This is a genomic window from Pseudomonas sp. P4_B3 (assembly GCF_056402295.1).
Window position 1 is genome coordinate 36595 of the sequence record NZ_JBFUHR010000022.1, and the last position, 16302, is coordinate 52896.

Consider the following 16302-nt stretch of genomic DNA (forward strand, 5'->3'; position numbering starts at 1 on the left):
ATGGCCCTTCGCATGAACACTCAGGTTGCAACAGACGTATAACTGGGCCCGTCTGTCGCACCTTCTCCCGATCCAGGCGAGAAGCCTTGCCTTACTCGGCTTTCAGGCCGTCAGCGGAGACCGCCTTGACGCCTTTGATTTTCTTGGTGATAGCCACAGCCATTTCTTTTTGCGAATCGGTCACGGCGGTGGTCGATGACAGCGATACCACGCCTTTGTTGGTTTCAACCTTGATGTCGCTACCTGGAATGCCTTTTTCGGTCATCAGGTCGGCTTTGACTTTAGTGGTGATCCAGGTATCGGAAGTAGCTTCTGTAGCCTTGGTCATTTCACCCGCCGCCAAGGTCATTGGAGCCTGGGTGGCTTGAGTGGTCTGGGCGAATGCCGCGTTTGCCATGGTCAGGGTCAGCGCGGTGGCAGTAGCGGCAGCGATAGCGAACTTCTTCATACGAGTAACTCCTGTTTTTCGGAAAGTCTGCCGGGTGTCTTGTCGGCAGGGTTACCAAGGATATTGCGAACGCTGTGCCAACTTTGAAATAGAGAAAAAAACCTTATTAATCAATAAGTTATAACATCAGCCAATTTTCGAAATCATGCAAAATGCACGAGAAGCACAAACACTGCATGCAAGTTGCGGGTTTACGGAAAGTTCCTAAGATGCTGAAATTTCTGAGCTTTATCTGCGGCATTTGACGACGGGTCGACAAACAGGAAAAACCCCGCAAAAGCGGGGACTTGATTCAGCACTTCATGCCGCAGACCCGGAACACCCTTTAGGCAAGTAATCCGGGGAAACGCTGCTCTTACATGACCAGCCTTTGGTTTCGTCCCGTGTCAGGGTGACGGTTTTGCCCTGGACCACGCCTGGGGCATTGTTCAACGTACATACGATTGATCCCGCCCCCTCCGGTGTTGTAGCCGTCACAGACAGGGTGCAGTGGTTGGTCGATGTCGCACCGGCGGGCGCCACGTTGGCAATTGTCGGGGTTTCCCCCTGGTTGATCACATCCTCGAACGGCACCTTCATTGCAGTCAACTCGGCCAGCGCCGCCGTGACCTTGGCCCGAGCCTGGTACTTGGAATACATCGGCAGGCCCAGCGTTGCCAGGATCCCGATGATCGCCACCACGACAAGCAACTCGATCAGGGTAAAACCTTTCTGATTGTTCATGTACAAGCTCCATGCATGAGTCGAAGGCTCATGACCTGCCCCATGGCAGCACAGCCTGTGCCAAGGCGAGAAGCCCCTGTTGGCAGGGGGCGTGGTGGCCGCAAAGCCCTTACCTACTACCTGGATCAGCACTATCTGACGTTTTTTGTCACCTTACCCTTGCGGGTTTGGCCCCGTCCCTTGACTAGGCTATAAGAGCAATTCAATCGGAATACCCAGGACTGAACATGGCGGTCAAGGCAGCGAAAATCAGCGTGTATGCATGGGAAGGCATCGACCGCAAAGGCACAAAAGTGACCGGCGAACTCAGCGCTCAAAACCCGGCGCTGATCAAGGCGAAGCTGCGCAAACAAGGCATCAGTCCCGGCAAGGTTCGCAAGAAAAACCATTCGGTGTTCAACATGGGCAAGCGCATCAAGGCCCAGGACATTGCCCTGTTCACCCGGCAAATGGCGACGATGATGAAGGCCGGGGTGCCGTTGTTGCAGTCCTTCGACATCATCGGCGAGGGCTTCGACAATCCGGCCATGCGCAAGCTGGTGGACGAACTGAAACAGGAAGTCGCGGCAGGCAGCAGCTTCGCCGCCGCCCTGCGCAAGAAGCCCCGCTATTTCGATGAGCTGTATTGCAACCTGGTGGATGCCGGCGAGCAGGCCGGTGCCCTCGACACCCTTTTGGAGCGGGTCGCGACCTACAAGGAAAAAAGCGAAAGCCTCAAGGCCAGGATCAGGAAAGCCATGACCTACCCGCTGGTAGTGGTGTTCGTCGCGGCGATTGTCACCGGGATTCTGCTGGTCAATGTCGTGCCGCAGTTCGAGTCGGTGTTCAAGGGCTTTGGCGCCGAACTGCCGGCCTTCACCGTGATGGTCATTGGCCTGTCGCAGTTCATGCAGGCCTGGTGGTGGATGGTCCTTGGCACGCTGACTACTATGGCCTTCGGCGTGCGCCACGCCCTCAAGACATCCCCGGTCTTCCGTGACCGGATGGACACCTGGCTGCTGAAACTGCCGCTGGTGGGCACCCTGATGCACAAGTCCGCCGTGGCCCGGTTCGCCCGTACACTGTCGACCACTTTCGCTGCCGGCGTGCCGCTGGTGGAGGCCCTGGAATCAGTGGCCGGTGCGACCGGCAATAGCGTGTTCAAGCGCGCGGTATTGCGCATCCGGCAGGACATCTCGACCGGCATGCAATTGAATTTCGCCATGCGTACCTGCGGCGTCTTCCCGAACATGGCGATACAAATGACTGCCATCGGCGAAGAGTCTGGCACCCTGGACGCTATGCTCGACAAAGTCGCGGGATTCTACGAAGACAACGTCGATAACATGGTCGATAACCTCACCAGCCTGATGGAGCCGTTCATCATGGTGGTGCTGGGTGTTATCGTCGGTGGACTGGTAGTTGCCATGTACCTGCCCATCTTCCAACTTGGCTCAGCGATCTGACATGCCCTTGAATGAAATCCTGATTCACTCTCCGCTGGCCTTTGTCCTTCTCGCAGGCATCACCGGCCTGCTGGTCGGCAGTTTCCTCAATGTCGTGATCTGGCGCCTGCCGAAAATGCTCGAACGCGACTGGCGTGAGCAGGCCCATGACATTCTCGGGCTGCCTGGCGAAACGCCGCTGCCGACCTACAACCTGTTGCTGCCCCATTCCCAGTGCCCACACTGCGGTCACCGAATCCGCACCTGGGAAAACATCCCGCTGCTCAGTTATGTGTTTTTGCGCGGCCACTGTTCAGCCTGTGCGGCGGCGATCAGCCCGCGCTATCCGTTGACCGAACTGGCCTGTGGCCTTTTGTCGGCGTTTGTTGCCTGGCACTTCGGCTTCGGTTGGCCGGCCGCCCTGGTGCTGTTCCTGAGCTGGGGCTTGCTGGCGATGAGCCTGATCGACGCCGAACATCAGATATTGCCGGACGTACTGGTGCTGCCGTTGATGTGGCTGGGGTTGATCGTCAACAGTTTCGGCCTGTTTGTGTCGTTGCACGAGGCGCTTTGGGGTGCGATAGCCGGCTACTGCGTGCTGTGGTCGGTGTTCTGGCTGTTCAAGCTGATCACGGGCAAGGACGGCATGGGCTACGGAGATTTCAAGCTGCTGGCGATGCTGGGCGCCTGGGGTGGCTGGCAGATTCTGCCGCTGACCATCCTGCTGTCCTCGCTGGTGGGTGCCATTTTCGGGCTGATGATGCTGCGCTTGCGCAATGCACAAACCTCGACGCCAATCCCTTTCGGTCCCTATCTGGCCATTGCCGGCTGGATTGCGTTGCTCTGGGGTGGTCAAATAACCGACCTCTATTGGCAGTTTGTCGGTTTGAAATGAATAGCCCTGTGGAAAAACCCTGGATTCTCGGCCTGACCGGCGGTATCGGCAGCGGTAAAAGTGCGGCCGCCCAACACTTCATCGATCTGGGCGTGCATGTGGTCGACGCCGATCATGCCGCTCGCTGGGTAGTTGAACCTGGCCGCCCGGCACTGGCACAAATCGCCGGGCACTTCGGCCCAAGCGTGTTGCAAACCGACGGGCAACTGGACCGCGCAGCGCTACGCAAATTGATCTTCGAAGTGCCTGAAGAACGCCGCTGGCTGGAGGCCCTCCTGCATCCGCTGATCGGCGAGGAGATCGCTCACCACCTGGCGCTGGCAAAATCGCCTTATGCGATTCTGGTTTCGCCGCTGCTGATCGAGTCCGGGCAATACGCCATGACCCAACGGGTGCTGGTGATCGATGCCCCCGAACAATTGCAGATCGAACGTACCCTGCAACGTGACCAGACCAGCGAGCAGCAAGTCCAGGCGATCCTCAAGGCCCAGTCCAGCCGCCAGGATCGCGTGAGCCATGCCGACGACGTCGTGGTCAATGACCGCGACCTTGCCTGGCTGCACAGCGAGGTCGAACGCCTGCATCACTTTTATCTTTCTTTGCGTGGAGGCCAGTCATGAGCCAACCAACAACCGTCGAATGCCCAACCTGTGGCGCCCCCGTGGAATGGACCGCCGAGAGCAAATTCCGGCCATTCTGCTCCGACCGCTGCAAACTGATCGACCTGGGCGCCTGGGCGTCCGAAGAACACAAGATTCCAGTGGCTCCCGATGCCGAGGACGAGATGTTCAGCGGCGACTTCGACCCGCGCCACTGATCCATCGACTGGGCGATTCCAGGTCTTGATGCGGATCAGGACTTGGGATCGTCGTCCTTCCAGGGAGCCGAGAGGTAGCGTGTGCGGTTGAACGTCTCCAGCCATTCCGGGCAGAACACCACCAGCGCACTGACGATCATGCCGTTGATAAACGCTTCGGGAAAAATGATCAGCCACAGATATCCGACAAAATCTTCCAGCCAGTACGGCATGGCAAAGCGCTCGTTGAACCATAACAACCAAAGCGCCAGCAGCAGGCATAGCAACGCCGACAGCGCGGCGGCAAAGAATCCGGATACGAAGATATACACGAAGGGATTTCGTGGCTGCGCCCGCTCCACCAGAATCGCGCAACACTCGGTGACCAGCACCGGCAGCGCAATCAACAGCGCGCCATTGACCCCGACCGCCGCCAGGTCCTGTCGCCCGAGCAACACCAGCCCCGTTTGCGCAACCAACCCGCCGACCAGCGCCAGCGGCCAGTCCAGCAGCAGGGTCACCGCTGTCATGCCGATGAAGTGGTAAGACACACCGGTATCAAAGTCGCGCCGCACCAGCCACAACAGAAACAGCGCAAACACCGTTCCAAACAGCAGATGCTGACGACGGCTGTCGGTGAACAGTTCAACCCACGGCGCGCGACAGATCGCCCAGATCAACACCGGCACATAGATCAGCCAGCCGACCGCCAGGGTTTGCGATGACAGCAACTCTGCACCGATCATGGCTACGCGTGTCTCCCAGGCGAAGAACAACAGACACTCAGTCTACACCGCCGCTCGCCGGCCCCTCGACTTCAAGCCCAATGCCGCGGATCGTTCATCACCGCGTCATGTTCGGCGAACAGCTTCGGTAGCTCTGACTTGAGAAAATCCACCCAGGTGCGGACCTTGGCATCGAGAAAGTGTCGCGAAGGATACAGCGCATACACATTGCGTTCGCGCAGGCGCCATGCAGGTAACACGCGCAGCAAAGTACCGTCGCTCAAGGGCCGCGTCGCGGTGTAGAACGGCAGCAGGCTGATGCCCATGCCCGCCTCCGAAGCCTTGACCATCGACTCGGCAACATTGCACTGAAAGGTCTTGGCCGGGCTGACGGCGTGCTCGCCGTGCTCGTCCTGGAACAGCCATTGATCGCTGTACAACGGGTCGAGCATGCGCAGGCATTGATGATCGCTCAGCGCCAGCGGTTGCTGCGGCACACCCCGGCGTTGCAAGTAAGCCGGGGAAGCACAAGGCACGCTGTAGATCTGCCCGATGGCTTGCGCAACCATTTGCGAGTCGGCCAGTTCGGGAGCGATCGAAATCACCACATCGTGCCCTTCCTCCAGCGGATCGGGATTGCGCTGCGACAAGGTCAGCTCGAACACCACATCGGGATAAAGCTCGCTGTAGCGGGCGATCAACGGCGTGAGCAGCACACCCAGGCCGTTCATGCTGTGCACCCGCAGGCGTCCGGCCGGATTGATATGAGCGCCGCGGGCCTCGGCCGTCGCCTCATCCATGGCTTCGACGATTTGCCGGCTGCGCAGCAGGAAGCGCTCGCCGGCGTCGGTCAGGCTCAAGCGCCGCGTGGTGCGTTGCAGCAGACGCGCCTGTACATGTTCCTCCAGATCCGCCACCAATCGGGATACCTGCGCGGTCGACAGATCCAGCGCATCGGCAGCCCCGGTGAAACTGGCGCAGTCCACCACCCGGATGAACACGCGCAAGTTGTTAAGCACATCCATAAGCCCCCCTCAGGCAATGACTGTTACGTTTTATGTAAGGCTGCATACACCGTTCGCCCCTTTATCCGTCGGTGGCAAAGACTAAAATTCAGACATCAGAACCGACACGGAGCACGCCAACATGAAAACGTTGATCAGCCTGTTGCTGACCGTCATCGCCACCTCGGCCATGGCCGCTGACAACGAGCCCCTCGCGGTCCTGTACAACCCGGCGCAGCCACTGGACATCGCCAGCGTGGTTTCTGTGTCGGACACCGCGACCGCGTGCGGAGTCGTACCGGCAACCATGGTGTATGTCGATCATCAGGGCCAGACCCACCGCGTGACCTACAACGTCATCGGTGATTGCACCAGCAACCTGTGATCAGTGGCTCACAGCAAGGTCCACGTGTAGCTGAGGATCAAGCGGTTCTCGTCGATATCACTGCGGTAGTTTGAACGCGCCATGGCATTGCGCACGCGAATGCCCAAACCTTTGAGGCTGCCGCTCTGCAGCACATAGCCAATGTCCAGGTCACGCTCGCGATCCTTGCCTTCAAAGCTCTTGCCAGTATCGACATTGTTGCCGCTGATGTAGCGCACGGTGCTGGTCAGCCCCGGTACGCCGAGCGCCGCGAAGTCGTAGTCGTAGCGCGCCTGCCAGGAACGCTCATCGGTGAAGGCGAACTCGTAGGTCGGCACTTCGTTGCCCAGTGGTGAGATATTGGCAAACACCCGTGGGAACGCACTGTCACCGAACATGCCCTGATAGCCGACGTAAAACGTATGGCCGCCACGCTTGGCCGACAGCAACGAGAAGAACGCCTGGTTGTCGATGTTGCCCAGCAGTTTTTTGCCGTCCTCGCGCGAATCGTAGTAACCGAGGTTGGCGCCGAGGATCCAGTCGCCCACCGGCTCGCTGTGCTTGAGGCCCAGGAAGCGCTGGTTATAGATGTCTTCCAGTTGCCCGTACCAGGCGCTGACCGAGCTGCGCTTGTCGTTGAAGACATAATCAGCGCCAGCAAAATTGAAACCGTCACTGCTGACCTGACGCTGCGGCACATGACCGAGCATGGCTTGCATCTTTTCGTCGCCAGACTCGTTGCGCAGGCTGGTTGAACTCAAGTGACCACCCTGTAGCGTCAGGCCATTGATCTCGTTGGAAGTGATGCTTGCGCCCTGATAACTCGGCGGCAACAGGCGAATATCGCTGAATGCCAACACCGGCAGATTGGGTTGCAGCTCACCGACTTTCAGCTCGGTTTTGGAGTAGCGCATCTTCAACGCGCCTTCCAGGCGACTGTAGTTATCCGCCGCGCGGCCGTCGCCCTGCACCGGCAGCAAACCGGTATTGGTCCGGTCCGGAGCGCTGTCGAGCTTGAGGCCGAGCAAGCCGATGACGTCCATCCCAAACCCGACGGTGCCCTGGGTGTATCCGGACTTCACGTTGAGGATGAAACCCTGGGCCCACTCTTCAGCCTTCGATTGCTGGTTGGCGCCAACGATGTCGGAATAGTCGCGGCTGAAGTAGTAATTGCGCGCCTGCAACGTCGCGGTGGTGTCTTCGACAAAGCCTTTTTCAGCGGCCATCACACCTGTGGAAAAACTCGAGACGACAGCCAGGGACAACGCCGAACCGGTTGTTGGGAGAATCTGTTTCATCGTTTTTCTCTTATTGTTATTGATCGACTGATTGAAGGACTTCAGTTGCAGTGGATTTGCGATGGGGAACGGAACGACGGGCGCTCAACAGCACATGGGTGACCATGCCGAAAATCAGCCCCCAGAACGCCGCGGACAAACCGAACAACGACATGCCCGAAGCCGTGACCAGAAAGGTCACCAGCGCGGCTTCACGATCGCTCGGCACCGCCATCGCGCCCGTTAACGCGCCGGCAATGGCGGCGAACAAGGCCAGCCCGGCCAGCGCCGCGATCAGCTCTTTGGGGAACGCGGAAAACAGCGAGACCAGCGTGGCGCCGAAGATCCCCAACAGCAGGTAACACAGGCCGCCGACCACCCCGGCCACGTAGCGTTTGCGAGGATCTTCGTGGGATTCTCGACCGGTGCAGATCGCCGCGGTGATTGCCGCCAGATTCAGTCCATGGCACCCAATCGGCGCCAGCAATGCCGTGCCCAGCGCGCTACTGGCGATGATCGGGCTCGCCGGCGTCGGATAACCGCTGGCGCGCAGCACCGCCATGCCGGGCACGAACTGACCGGTCAGCGCCACCATCACCAGCGGCAAGGCGATGTTCAGGATCGCGCCCAGGCTGAACTCGGGCGTAATCCACACCGGCGTAGCCAGGCCGATCACCAGCGCTTCACGATGCAAATCACCGCTGAACGCGGCGATCGAACACCCCACCAGCAGCACCATCATCACCGCATAACGCGGCATCACCCGCTTGCAGATCAGGTAGCAGGCAAACATCGCCAGGACCAGCAACGGCTTGTGCTGCATCGACACAAACAACCCGGTGCCGAAACTGAACAGGATCCCCGCCAGCATCGCCGCCGCGACGGCTGCGGGCAGCTTGCTGATGATCCGGTCGAAAGCGCCCGAGATGCCAACCGCGAAAATGATCAGGCTGCTGACCAGATAAGCCCCCACCGCCTCTGCCATGGAAATTTCCGGCAACAGCGTCACCAGCAACGCCGAACCTGGCGCCGACCAGGCGATGATCACCGGAACGCGGTAGCGCAGGCTCAAACCGATACCGAGCACGGCGCTGCCAATGGAGATCGCCCAGATCCAGGACGACAACACTTCCCGCGAAAGATGAGCCGCTTCTGCCGCCTGAAAGATGATCACCAACGGGCCGGCATAGGAAATCACCGTGGCAATGAATCCAGCCACGGCGGCTGACAACGAGAAGTCCTGGAAAAACGCTTTCATGATTCAGGCACCGGTCGCTGACAATGCTGGGTTGACGCCAGCAGCGCTGCGTCGGCTGCTGATGGCGAACACGGTCATGGCCAGGGCTGCCACCGCACCGGGCAAGGCAAACGCCATGAAGTTCAGTTGCAGGGGCAAGCTGATCCCGAGCAAGGCGCCGCCCAGCAGCGGACCGACGATGGCCCCGTTGCGCCCAATGCCCGACGCCCAGCCCAGACCGGTTGAACGAATCGTCATGGAATAAAACTGCGCGGCGCAGGCGTACAAAAGAATCTGCGAGCCAATGGTGGTGGCACCCGCAATGGCGATCAGCAGGTACAACACCGGCATCGGGCTGTTGAAACCCAACAGCGTGATCGACACCGCCGCCATGGCGAAAAACACCGCCAGCACTTTCGGCAGATTGAGTTTGTCGCCCAGCACCCCGCCACCGACCGCGCCGAAGATCGCCCCGAAGTTCAACACCAGCAGGAACGACAGGCTCGAGCCCAGGCTGTAACCGGCGTTGGCCATCAGTTTCGGCAACCAGGAACTCAGCGCGTACACCATCAACAGACAGCAGAAAAACGCCAGCCACAGCATCAGCGTGCGCAGCGCACGGCCTTCACGGAACAACTGCAACACCGGGGTGCCCGTGCCTTTCACTTCGGCCATGTGCAATTGATCGGACGTTTGCGCGACGTAGGCCGGATCAATCCGCTGAAGAATATTGCGCGCCTCTTCATTACGCCCCTGACGCAACATGAAGCCCACCGATTCGGGCAGGAAATACATGATCAGCGGCAACAACAGCAACGGCAGGACCGCCACGTAAAACACCGACTGCCAGCCGAAACTCGGGATCAGCACAATGCCCAGCCCGGCGGACAGCATGCCGCCCACCGAGTAACCGCTGAACATGATCGCGACCAGCGTGCTGCGGATTTTTTTCGGCGCGTACTCGTTCATCAGCGCCACGACGTTAGGCATCACGCCGCCAATACCGAGCCCGGCAATGAAGCGACAGAGGCCGAACTCGGTGGGATTTCGGGCAAAACCGTTGAGCACGGTGAAGCCACTGAAGAGCATCACACAGATCGTGATGGCCTTCTTGCGGCCGATCCTGTCCGACAGCGGTCCGAAGAACAGCGCGCCGAACATCATGCCGAACAGTGCATAACTACCCAGTGCACCCGCTTGCAGAGGACTGAGCCCCCACTCTTTCATCAGCATCGGCAAGACCACGCCGTAGATCACCAGATCGTAACCGTCGAAGATGATGATCAGGGCACACCAGAACAGCACCATCCAGTGAAAGCGGTTGAAGCGAGCGTTGTCGATAACCTCATGTACGTCGATCTTGCGCATGGCATATATCTCTTGTTGTTGTTTTTTTAGAGCGGCGGTAACACGGCTTACGTCCGTACAGCCGAGGGTAGAGCCGCCCGATACGTGGCAATAGCCAGTGAGCGCAGATCACTATCCGTTTTGTGCAGGGCCCTGGAACGGGCATGGGAACGGAAGGCATTGAGCCTCTCCGACAAATTGTCTTCTTTGCGATCACATTTGAACGCTAAGCTTGGGCCTATGGATGACTCAGATTATTTACGCCTGCTGACCATCGCGGCCGAGCAAGCCAACGCATTTCTGTCCAATGCCCGCAAATGGGAGCGTGAGCGTTGGGTCTGCCAGCGCCTGCTGCAAGGCTTGAACATTCCCTATCGTGCCGATGAATTCGCCCCCGCCGGGGAGCCGCCGGATGTGTTGTTTCGCGATGCCAATTTCGAGGTGTTCTTCGTGCTCGACGAGGGCCGGCGCCTCAACGATGAATGGCGCGACGAACTGCAACGCCGACGCAGCGCGTTTTCCCTGAGCCAACTGGTGCGCCGCGAGGCCAAGCCACGACGTATCCCCGCCAATGAGTTCTTGCTGCGATTGGCGCCGACTTTGCGCAAAAAAGCGCACAACTACAAAGAGCGCGGCATGGATCTGGGTGAGCTGGACATCATTGCCTTCGCCAGCCTCAAACGCGAAGTGCTGGACCTCAACAGCCATTTTCCGCCGCCGACCGAATACCTGCGACAGGGCTGGCGTTCGCTGTCATTGGTTGGGCCGACATTCGCCCGCGTGCTGTTCGCTCACCCGGATGCGCCGGACTTCTTGCGCAGCAACCTGGGGCGCAGCATTGTTTTTGATGTCGGGATCAGTCTGTGAGCCTCGAGCCTTTCTCCGGTCAGCAGCTAAGCTGCGTTCACAGCTGAATATTTTCCCTGTAGCTTCTACACATTCAGCAGCGTCTACCCCTGACGAGGCCCGATATGACCAGCCGCCTGAACCCCGACGACCAAAAGCATGTCGAAGAGTACCTGCAGTTGTCCCAGCACCAAGTCGAGCGCCGGCCTTTCCGGCCGTGGATGCTCCTTGTACTGGTGTTGGCAGTGACCATTGGTCTGGGCCTGTTGAGCCGACTTATCAGTTACCTGACGCTATGAGCTGCCTTGCGCTCGCTTGGGTAACGAAGACAAAGATTTCTTTTAGCCTTGCGAGATATCCCCATGACTCATCGTATTGTCATCGTTGGCGGCGGTGCCGGCGGTCTGGAGTTGGCTACCCGTCTGGGTAAGACTCTGGGCAAGCGCGGCACGGCCAGTGTGATGCTGGTCGACACGAACCTGACCCACATCTGGAAACCGTTGTTGCACGAAGTGGCGGCCGGTTCCCTGAACTCTTCCGAAGACGAACTCAACTATGTCGCCCAGGCCAAATGGAACCACTTCGAGTTCCAGCTGGGGCGCATGAGCGGGCTCGATCGCGCGAAGAAGAAAATCCAGCTGGCCGCCACCTATGACGAAGCCGGTGTGGAGCTGGTGCCGGCCCGCGAAGTGCCTTACGACTCGCTGGTGATCTCAGTCGGCAGTACCACCAACGATTTCGGCACCCAGGGCGCGGCGCAACACTGCCTGTTCCTCGACACCCGCAAACAGGCCGAGCGCTTCCACCAGCAACTGCTCAATCACTATTTGCGCGCTCACGCCGATCAGACCGACACGATCGAGCAAATCAGCGTGGCCATCGTCGGTGCCGGTGCCACCGGAGTCGAGCTGGCCGCCGAACTGCACAACGCCGCCCATGAATTGGCAGCCTATGGCCTGGACCGTATCAAACCGGAGAACATGCACATCACCCTGATCGAAGCCGGGCCACGGGTGCTGCCGGCGCTGCCAGAGCGGATTGGCGGACCTGTGCATAAAACCCTGGAGAAACTCGGGGTCAACGTCATGACCAATGCTGCGGTCAGCGAAGTGACGGCCGACAGCCTGATCACCGCCGACGGCAAAGTGATCAACGCTAGCCTGAAGGTCTGGGCGGCGGGGATTCGCGCACCGGGTTTCCTCAAGGACATCGATGGCCTGGAAACCAACCGCATCAATCAGCTGCAAGTGCTGCCGACCCTGCAGACCACCCGCGACGAGAACATCTTCGCCTTCGGTGACTGCGCCGCCTGCCCGCAACCGGGTAGCGACCGCAATGTGCCGCCACGTGCCCAGGCCGCGCACCAACAGGCTTCGTTGCTGGCCAAATCGCTGAAACTGCGCATCGAAGGCAAGGCACTGCCGGAGTACAAGTACACCGACTACGGCTCGCTGATCTCGCTGTCGCGTTTTTCGGCTGTGGGTAACTTGATGGGCAACCTCACCGGCAGCGTGATGCTCGAAGGCTGGCTGGCGCGGATGTTCTACGTGTCGCTGTACCGCATGCACCAGATGGCGCTGTACGGGCCGTTCCGCACGGCAATGCTGATGCTGGGCAGCAAGATCGGGCGCGGGACTGAGCCTCGCTTGAAGCTGCATTAAGATCCTCGGCGCCTGACAGGGCCTCTTCGCTGGCAAGCCAGCTCCTACAGGACCGCATCAATCTTGTAGGAGCTGGCTTGCCAGCGAAGCTTCTCGTGGCCCCCACAAAAAACCGAAACAAAAAAAATCCCCGTATCTTTCGATACGAGGATTTTTAATATGGTCGGGGTAAGGGGATTCGAACTCCTGACATCCTGCTCCCAAAGCAGGCGCGCTACCGGACTGCGCTATACCCCGGTAAAAAAAAGGCACCTTTGAAAGGCGCCTTCTTCGATCAGCGCTTTTGGCCTCTGATCTTAAGATTCGATTCCAGCGCTAACTGGTTTCAAAAATGGTGGGTCGTGTGGGATTCGAACCTACGACCAATTGGTTAAAAGCCAACTGCTCTACCAACTGAGCTAACGACCCAAAAATGGTCGGGGTAAGGGGATTCGAACTCCTGACATCCTGCTCCCAAAGCAGGCGCGCTACCGGACTGCGCTATACCCCGGTTTGAAATTGGCTCCGTGACCAGGACTCGAACCTGGGACCCAATGATTAACAGTCATTTGCTCTACCGACTGAGCTATCACGGAACTACACATTTCAATTTACAACTTTGAAGCTTTACTGCGTTCTCTTCGACCCGTTCGCATCGCTGCGTTCGTGTGTCTGAGGCGCGCTATTCTACAATCTTCAGCACCTCTGTCAACCCCCTAAATTGCTTTCAAGTTAATGATTTGCAACTTATTTTGGATTCCTGCTTGGGGAGCGGAAACCCTGGCGGGTGACTTACTGCGGGGCGCACTTTACAAGCCTTTTCCTTTGAGTTCAACAGCCTAACGAAAAAAAGGCCTCGTTATGCAAGGCCTTTTCCATTTTGCTGCCGTTATGGATCAGACGAAGACGATTTCGTCGTTTTCCACCACACCGTGAGCGGTATCGCCCGGCATGAATCGACCGGACAGGATCAGCTGCGCCAGCGGGTTCTCGATCCAGCGCTGGATCGCGCGCTTGAGCGGCCGTGCGCCGTACACCGGGTCGTAACCGACCGCGATCAGCTTGTCCATCGCCTCAGGGCTGAGCTCAAGCTTCAGCTCCCGCTCGGTCAGGCGGCTGCGCAGGCGACCCAACTGGATCTCGGTAATGCCGGCGATCTGATCCCGCGCCAATGGCTCGAAGATCACCACTTCATCGACCCGGTTGATGAACTCCGGCCGGAAGTGCGTGGAAATCGCATCCATCACCGCCGCGCGCTGCGCCTCACGGTCACCGACCAGTTCCTGGATCTGCACCGACCCCAAGTTGGACGTCATGACAATCACGGTGTTCTTGAAATCCACCGTGCGGCCATGGCTGTCGGTCAGACGACCGTCTTCGAGCACTTGCAGCAGGATGTTGAACACATCCGGGTGCGCCTTCTCGACTTCGTCCATGAGGATCACCGAATACGGCTTGCGACGCACCGCCTCGGTCAGGTAACCGCCCTCTTCATAACCGACGTAACCCGGTGGCGCGCCGATCAAGCGAGCCACGGAGTGCTTCTCCATGAACTCGGACATGTCGATCCGCACCATCGCCTCTTCCGTATCGAAGAGGAATTCAGCCAGCGCCTTGCACAGCTCGGTTTTACCGACACCGGTCGGGCCGAGGAACATGAACGAGCCGCTTGGCCGGTTCGGGTCGGACAACCCGGCGCGGGAACGCCGCACCGCGTTGGAAACCGCCACAACCGCTTCGTCCTGGCCGATCACACGCTGGTGCAACAGGCTTTCCATCTTCATCAGTTTTTCGCGCTCGCCTTCGAGCATCTTCGACACCGGGATACCGGTCCACTTCGAAACGACTTCGGCGATCTCTTCTTCAGTCACCTTGCTGCGCAGCAGCTGGTTTTCGGGTTTGCCATGCTGGTCGACCATTTGCAGGCTGCGTTCCAGGTCCGGGATCACCCCGTACTGCAATTCCGCCATGCGGTTCAGGTCGCCTTTGCGGCGGGCCGCTTCCAGCTCCTGACGGGACTGCTCGATTTTCTGCTGGATCTGCGCAGAACCCTGAACCTCGGCTTTTTCCGAGTTCCAGATTTCTTCGAGATCCGAGTACTCACGCTCATGACGAGCGATTTCTTCCTGCAATTTTTCCAGACGCTTCTTCGCCGCGTCGTCGCTTTCTTTCTTCAGTGCCTGGGATTCCACCTTCAGCTGAATCAGGCGACGCTCCAGACGGTCCAGCACTTCCGGCTTGGAGTCGATCTCCATGCGGATGCGGCTGGCGGCTTCATCGATCAGGTCGATGGCCTTGTCCGGCAACTGCCGGTCAGTGATGTAGCGATGGCTGAGCTTGGCCGCGGCAATGATCGCGCCGTCGGTAATCGCCACCTTGTGGTGAACCTCATAACGCTCCTTGAGGCCACGCAGGATGGCGATGGTGTCTTCTTCGCTCGGCTCGTCCACCAGCACTTTCTGGAAACGTCGCTCGAGAGCGGCGTCCTTCTCTATGTATTGGCGGTACTCGTTGAGCGTGGTGGCGCCCACGCAGTGCAGCTCACCACGGGCCAGGGCCGGCTTGAGCATGTTGCCCGCATCCATCGAGCCTTCGCCTTTACCGGCACCGACCATGGTATGCAGCTCGTCGATGAACAGAATGATCTGCCCTTCCTGCTTCGACAGTTCATTGAGCAATGCTTTGAGGCGCTCTTCGAACTCGCCGCGATACTTGGCACCAGCGATCAGCGCCCCCATGTCCAGGGACAGCAGGCGCTTACCCTTGAGGCCGTCCGGCACTTCGCCGTTGATGATGCGCTGGGCCAGGCCTTCGGCGATGGCGGTCTTACCCACGCCAGGCTCACCGATCAGCACCGGGTTGTTCTTGGTCCGACGTTGCAGCACCTGGATGGTCCGGCGAATTTCATCGTCACGGCCGATCACCGGATCGAGTTTGCCGTCTTCGGCGCGCTTGGTCAGGTCGACGGTGTATTTATCCAGGGCCTGGCGCGCCTCTTCGTGGTTCGGGTCGTTGACCGCCTCGCCACCACGCAGGTTGTTGATTGCGTTCTCCAGGGCTTTCTTGCTCACACCCTGACCGAGCAACAGTTTTCCGAGCTTGCTGTTCTCGTCCATGGCGGCGAGCAGCACCAGTTCGCTGGAGATGAACTGGTCGCCCTTCTGCTGGGCCAGACGATCGGCCTGATTGAGCAGGCGCGCCAGATCCTGCGACATGTTCACGTCGCCGGTCGGGTTCTGGATTTTCGGTAGCTGGTCGAGCTCTTTGGTCAACTCTTTACGCAGGCTGTTGACGTCGAAGCCCACCTGCATCAGCAGGGGTTTGATCGAGCCGCCCTGCTGTTCGAGCAAGGCTTGCATCAAGTGCGCCGGTTCAATGGCCGGATGATCGTGGCCGACAGCCAGGGATTGGGCATCGGACAACGCTAACTGCAATTTGCTGGTTAAACGGTCTATACGCATGGGTCACCTTCCTTTTGAGCAGGCCGGACCTATAAAACATCCTGAATGAAGAAACCTGCCAGATAGCACAATAGATGTGGTCGATTCTGGGAGTTTCAAGCGTCGTGACGTTGAT

16 protein-coding genes and 4 tRNA genes are annotated in these 16302 nt (G+C 59.0%); 8 read left to right on the forward strand and 12 right to left on the reverse strand.

Going from position 1 to position 16302, the window contains the following annotated elements:
• Positions 1–91: 91 nt before the first annotated feature.
• Both AC1DWG_RS23930 and AC1DWG_RS23935 read right to left on the reverse strand, forming a co-directional pair.
• Positions 92–448 carry a BON domain-containing protein gene (locus tag AC1DWG_RS23930; protein ID WP_477756239.1) on the reverse strand — a complete coding sequence of 119 codons (357 nt, stop codon included), beginning with the start codon at positions 446–448 and terminating at the stop codon, positions 92–94.
• A 300-nt stretch (positions 449–748) separates the two neighbouring features.
• Positions 749–1171 (reverse strand): pilin, encoded by a 423-nt coding sequence (locus AC1DWG_RS23935; RefSeq protein WP_477764632.1) that lies wholly within the window; start codon positions 1169–1171, stop codon positions 749–751.
• A gap of 227 nt (positions 1172–1398) precedes the next feature.
• On the opposite strand from AC1DWG_RS23935, the gene AC1DWG_RS23940 reads away from it, so the two are divergent.
• Genes AC1DWG_RS23940 through yacG form a run of 4 tightly spaced genes read left to right on the forward strand, consistent with a single transcriptional unit; the run spans position 1399 to position 4307 of the window.
• Positions 1399–2616, forward strand: coding sequence for a type II secretion system F family protein (locus tag AC1DWG_RS23940; protein ID WP_477764633.1), 1218 nt, complete (start codon positions 1399–1401; stop codon positions 2614–2616).
• A gap of 1 nt (position 2617) precedes the next feature.
• Positions 2618–3490, forward strand: a complete 873-nt coding sequence (locus AC1DWG_RS23945) for a prepilin peptidase (RefSeq protein ID WP_477788438.1) — start codon at positions 2618–2620, stop codon at positions 3488–3490.
• Positions 3487–4110: a dephospho-CoA kinase gene (gene coaE, locus AC1DWG_RS23950; RefSeq protein WP_477759968.1), complete on the forward strand. Its 624-nt coding sequence runs from the start codon at positions 3487–3489 to the stop codon at positions 4108–4110. The genes AC1DWG_RS23945 and coaE overlap by 4 nt, the downstream gene beginning before the upstream one ends.
• Positions 4107–4307, forward strand: a complete 201-nt coding sequence (gene yacG / locus AC1DWG_RS23955) for a DNA gyrase inhibitor YacG (protein ID WP_007970539.1) — start codon at positions 4107–4109, stop codon at positions 4305–4307. The genes coaE and yacG overlap by 4 nt, the downstream gene beginning before the upstream one ends.
• Before the next feature lie 35 nt (positions 4308–4342).
• Here the strand turns inward: yacG and AC1DWG_RS23960 are convergent, their stop codons facing one another.
• The gene (locus tag AC1DWG_RS23960; RefSeq protein ID WP_477753717.1) at positions 4343–5032 is read right to left on the reverse strand and encodes an energy-coupling factor ABC transporter permease; all 690 of its coding nucleotides are present in this window, start codon (positions 5030–5032) and stop codon (positions 4343–4345) included.
• A 71-nt stretch (positions 5033–5103) separates the two neighbouring features.
• Positions 5104–6036: a LysR family transcriptional regulator gene (locus AC1DWG_RS23965; RefSeq protein WP_477764635.1), complete on the reverse strand. Its 933-nt coding sequence runs from the start codon at positions 6034–6036 to the stop codon at positions 5104–5106.
• 121 nt (positions 6037–6157) lie between these two features.
• On the opposite strand from AC1DWG_RS23965, the gene AC1DWG_RS23970 reads away from it, so the two are divergent.
• Positions 6158–6400 (forward strand): DUF2790 domain-containing protein, encoded by a 243-nt coding sequence (locus AC1DWG_RS23970; protein ID WP_477764636.1) that lies wholly within the window; start codon positions 6158–6160, stop codon positions 6398–6400.
• 8 nt (positions 6401–6408) lie between these two features.
• Here AC1DWG_RS23970 and AC1DWG_RS23975 read toward each other — a convergent pair whose 3' ends face one another.
• From AC1DWG_RS23975 to AC1DWG_RS23985, 3 genes are read right to left on the reverse strand one after another with little or no spacing between them, the layout of a single operon-like run.
• The gene (locus tag AC1DWG_RS23975) at positions 6409–7677 is read right to left on the reverse strand and encodes an OprD family porin (protein ID WP_477764637.1); all 1269 of its coding nucleotides are present in this window, start codon (positions 7675–7677) and stop codon (positions 6409–6411) included.
• Positions 7678–7693: 16 nt separating this feature from the next.
• Positions 7694–8914: a benzoate/H(+) symporter BenE family transporter gene (locus AC1DWG_RS23980; protein ID WP_477788439.1), complete on the reverse strand. Its 1221-nt coding sequence runs from the start codon at positions 8912–8914 to the stop codon at positions 7694–7696.
• Between the two features lie 3 nt (positions 8915–8917).
• Positions 8918–10261 carry an aromatic acid/H+ symport family MFS transporter gene (locus AC1DWG_RS23985; RefSeq protein WP_095057148.1) on the reverse strand — a complete coding sequence of 448 codons (1344 nt, stop codon included), beginning with the start codon at positions 10259–10261 and terminating at the stop codon, positions 8918–8920.
• Positions 10262–10480: 219 nt separating this feature from the next.
• Between AC1DWG_RS23985 and AC1DWG_RS23990 the strand changes: the two genes are divergently transcribed.
• From AC1DWG_RS23990 to AC1DWG_RS24000, 3 genes are all read left to right on the forward strand, one after another.
• Positions 10481–11107, forward strand: coding sequence for a DUF1780 domain-containing protein (locus AC1DWG_RS23990; RefSeq protein WP_003228301.1), 627 nt, complete (start codon positions 10481–10483; stop codon positions 11105–11107).
• Positions 11108–11211: 104 nt separating this feature from the next.
• Positions 11212–11385: a DUF3094 domain-containing protein gene (locus AC1DWG_RS23995; protein WP_007970531.1), complete on the forward strand. Its 174-nt coding sequence runs from the start codon at positions 11212–11214 to the stop codon at positions 11383–11385.
• Positions 11386–11448: 63 nt separating this feature from the next.
• Complete coding sequence (locus AC1DWG_RS24000; RefSeq protein ID WP_477764639.1) at positions 11449–12747, forward strand: NAD(P)/FAD-dependent oxidoreductase; 1299 nt, start codon at positions 11449–11451, stop codon at positions 12745–12747.
• A gap of 160 nt (positions 12748–12907) precedes the next feature.
• Here the strand turns inward: AC1DWG_RS24000 and AC1DWG_RS24005 are convergent.
• From AC1DWG_RS24005 to clpB, 5 genes are all read right to left on the reverse strand, one after another.
• Positions 12908–12984 (reverse strand) — tRNA-Pro (locus AC1DWG_RS24005).
• 95 nt (positions 12985–13079) lie between these two features.
• A tRNA-Lys gene (locus tag AC1DWG_RS24010) sits at positions 13080–13155 on the reverse strand.
• A 5-nt stretch (positions 13156–13160) separates the two neighbouring features.
• A tRNA-Pro gene (locus tag AC1DWG_RS24015) sits at positions 13161–13237 on the reverse strand.
• Between the two features lie 9 nt (positions 13238–13246).
• Positions 13247–13322: transfer RNA gene (locus tag AC1DWG_RS24020), tRNA-Asn, on the reverse strand.
• A 300-nt stretch (positions 13323–13622) separates the two neighbouring features.
• Positions 13623–16187, reverse strand: a complete 2565-nt coding sequence (clpB, locus tag AC1DWG_RS24025; RefSeq protein WP_223463680.1) for an ATP-dependent chaperone ClpB — start codon at positions 16185–16187, stop codon at positions 13623–13625.
• Between the last annotated feature and the right edge of the window lie 115 nt (positions 16188–16302).

Bases quoted from the DNA above. Each gene is read 5' to 3' on its own strand.
- AC1DWG_RS23935 (WP_477764632.1), bottom strand. From the start codon at position 1,171: ATGAACAATCAGAAAGGTTTTACCCTGATCGAGTTGCTTGTCGTGGTG.
- AC1DWG_RS23995 (WP_007970531.1), top strand. From the start codon at position 11,212: ATGACCAGCCGCCTGAACCCCGACGACCAAAAGCATGTCGAAGAGTAC.
- AC1DWG_RS23975 (WP_477764637.1), bottom strand. From the start codon at position 7,677: ATGAAACAGATTCTCCCAACAACCGGTTCGGCGTTGTCCCTGGCTGTC.
- AC1DWG_RS23940 (WP_477764633.1), top strand. From the start codon at position 1,399: ATGGCGGTCAAGGCAGCGAAAATCAGCGTGTATGCATGGGAAGGCATC.
- AC1DWG_RS24000 (WP_477764639.1), top strand. From the start codon at position 11,449: ATGACTCATCGTATTGTCATCGTTGGCGGCGGTGCCGGCGGTCTGGAG.
- AC1DWG_RS23945 (WP_477788438.1), top strand. From the start codon at position 2,618: ATGCCCTTGAATGAAATCCTGATTCACTCTCCGCTGGCCTTTGTCCTT.
- clpB (WP_223463680.1), bottom strand. From the start codon at position 16,187: ATGCGTATAGACCGTTTAACCAGCAAATTGCAGTTAGCGTTGTCCGAT.
- yacG (WP_007970539.1), top strand. From the start codon at position 4,107: ATGAGCCAACCAACAACCGTCGAATGCCCAACCTGTGGCGCCCCCGTG.
- AC1DWG_RS23965 (WP_477764635.1), bottom strand. From the start codon at position 6,036: ATGGATGTGCTTAACAACTTGCGCGTGTTCATCCGGGTGGTGGACTGC.
- AC1DWG_RS23980 (WP_477788439.1), bottom strand. From the start codon at position 8,914: ATGAAAGCGTTTTTCCAGGACTTCTCGTTGTCAGCCGCCGTGGCTGGA.
- AC1DWG_RS23960 (WP_477753717.1), bottom strand. From the start codon at position 5,032: ATGATCGGTGCAGAGTTGCTGTCATCGCAAACCCTGGCGGTCGGCTGG.
- AC1DWG_RS23985 (WP_095057148.1), bottom strand. From the start codon at position 10,261: ATGCGCAAGATCGACGTACATGAGGTTATCGACAACGCTCGCTTCAAC.
- coaE (WP_477759968.1), top strand. From the start codon at position 3,487: ATGAATAGCCCTGTGGAAAAACCCTGGATTCTCGGCCTGACCGGCGGT.
- AC1DWG_RS23990 (WP_003228301.1), top strand. From the start codon at position 10,481: ATGGATGACTCAGATTATTTACGCCTGCTGACCATCGCGGCCGAGCAA.
- AC1DWG_RS23970 (WP_477764636.1), top strand. From the start codon at position 6,158: ATGAAAACGTTGATCAGCCTGTTGCTGACCGTCATCGCCACCTCGGCC.
- AC1DWG_RS23930 (WP_477756239.1), bottom strand. From the start codon at position 448: ATGAAGAAGTTCGCTATCGCTGCCGCTACTGCCACCGCGCTGACCCTG.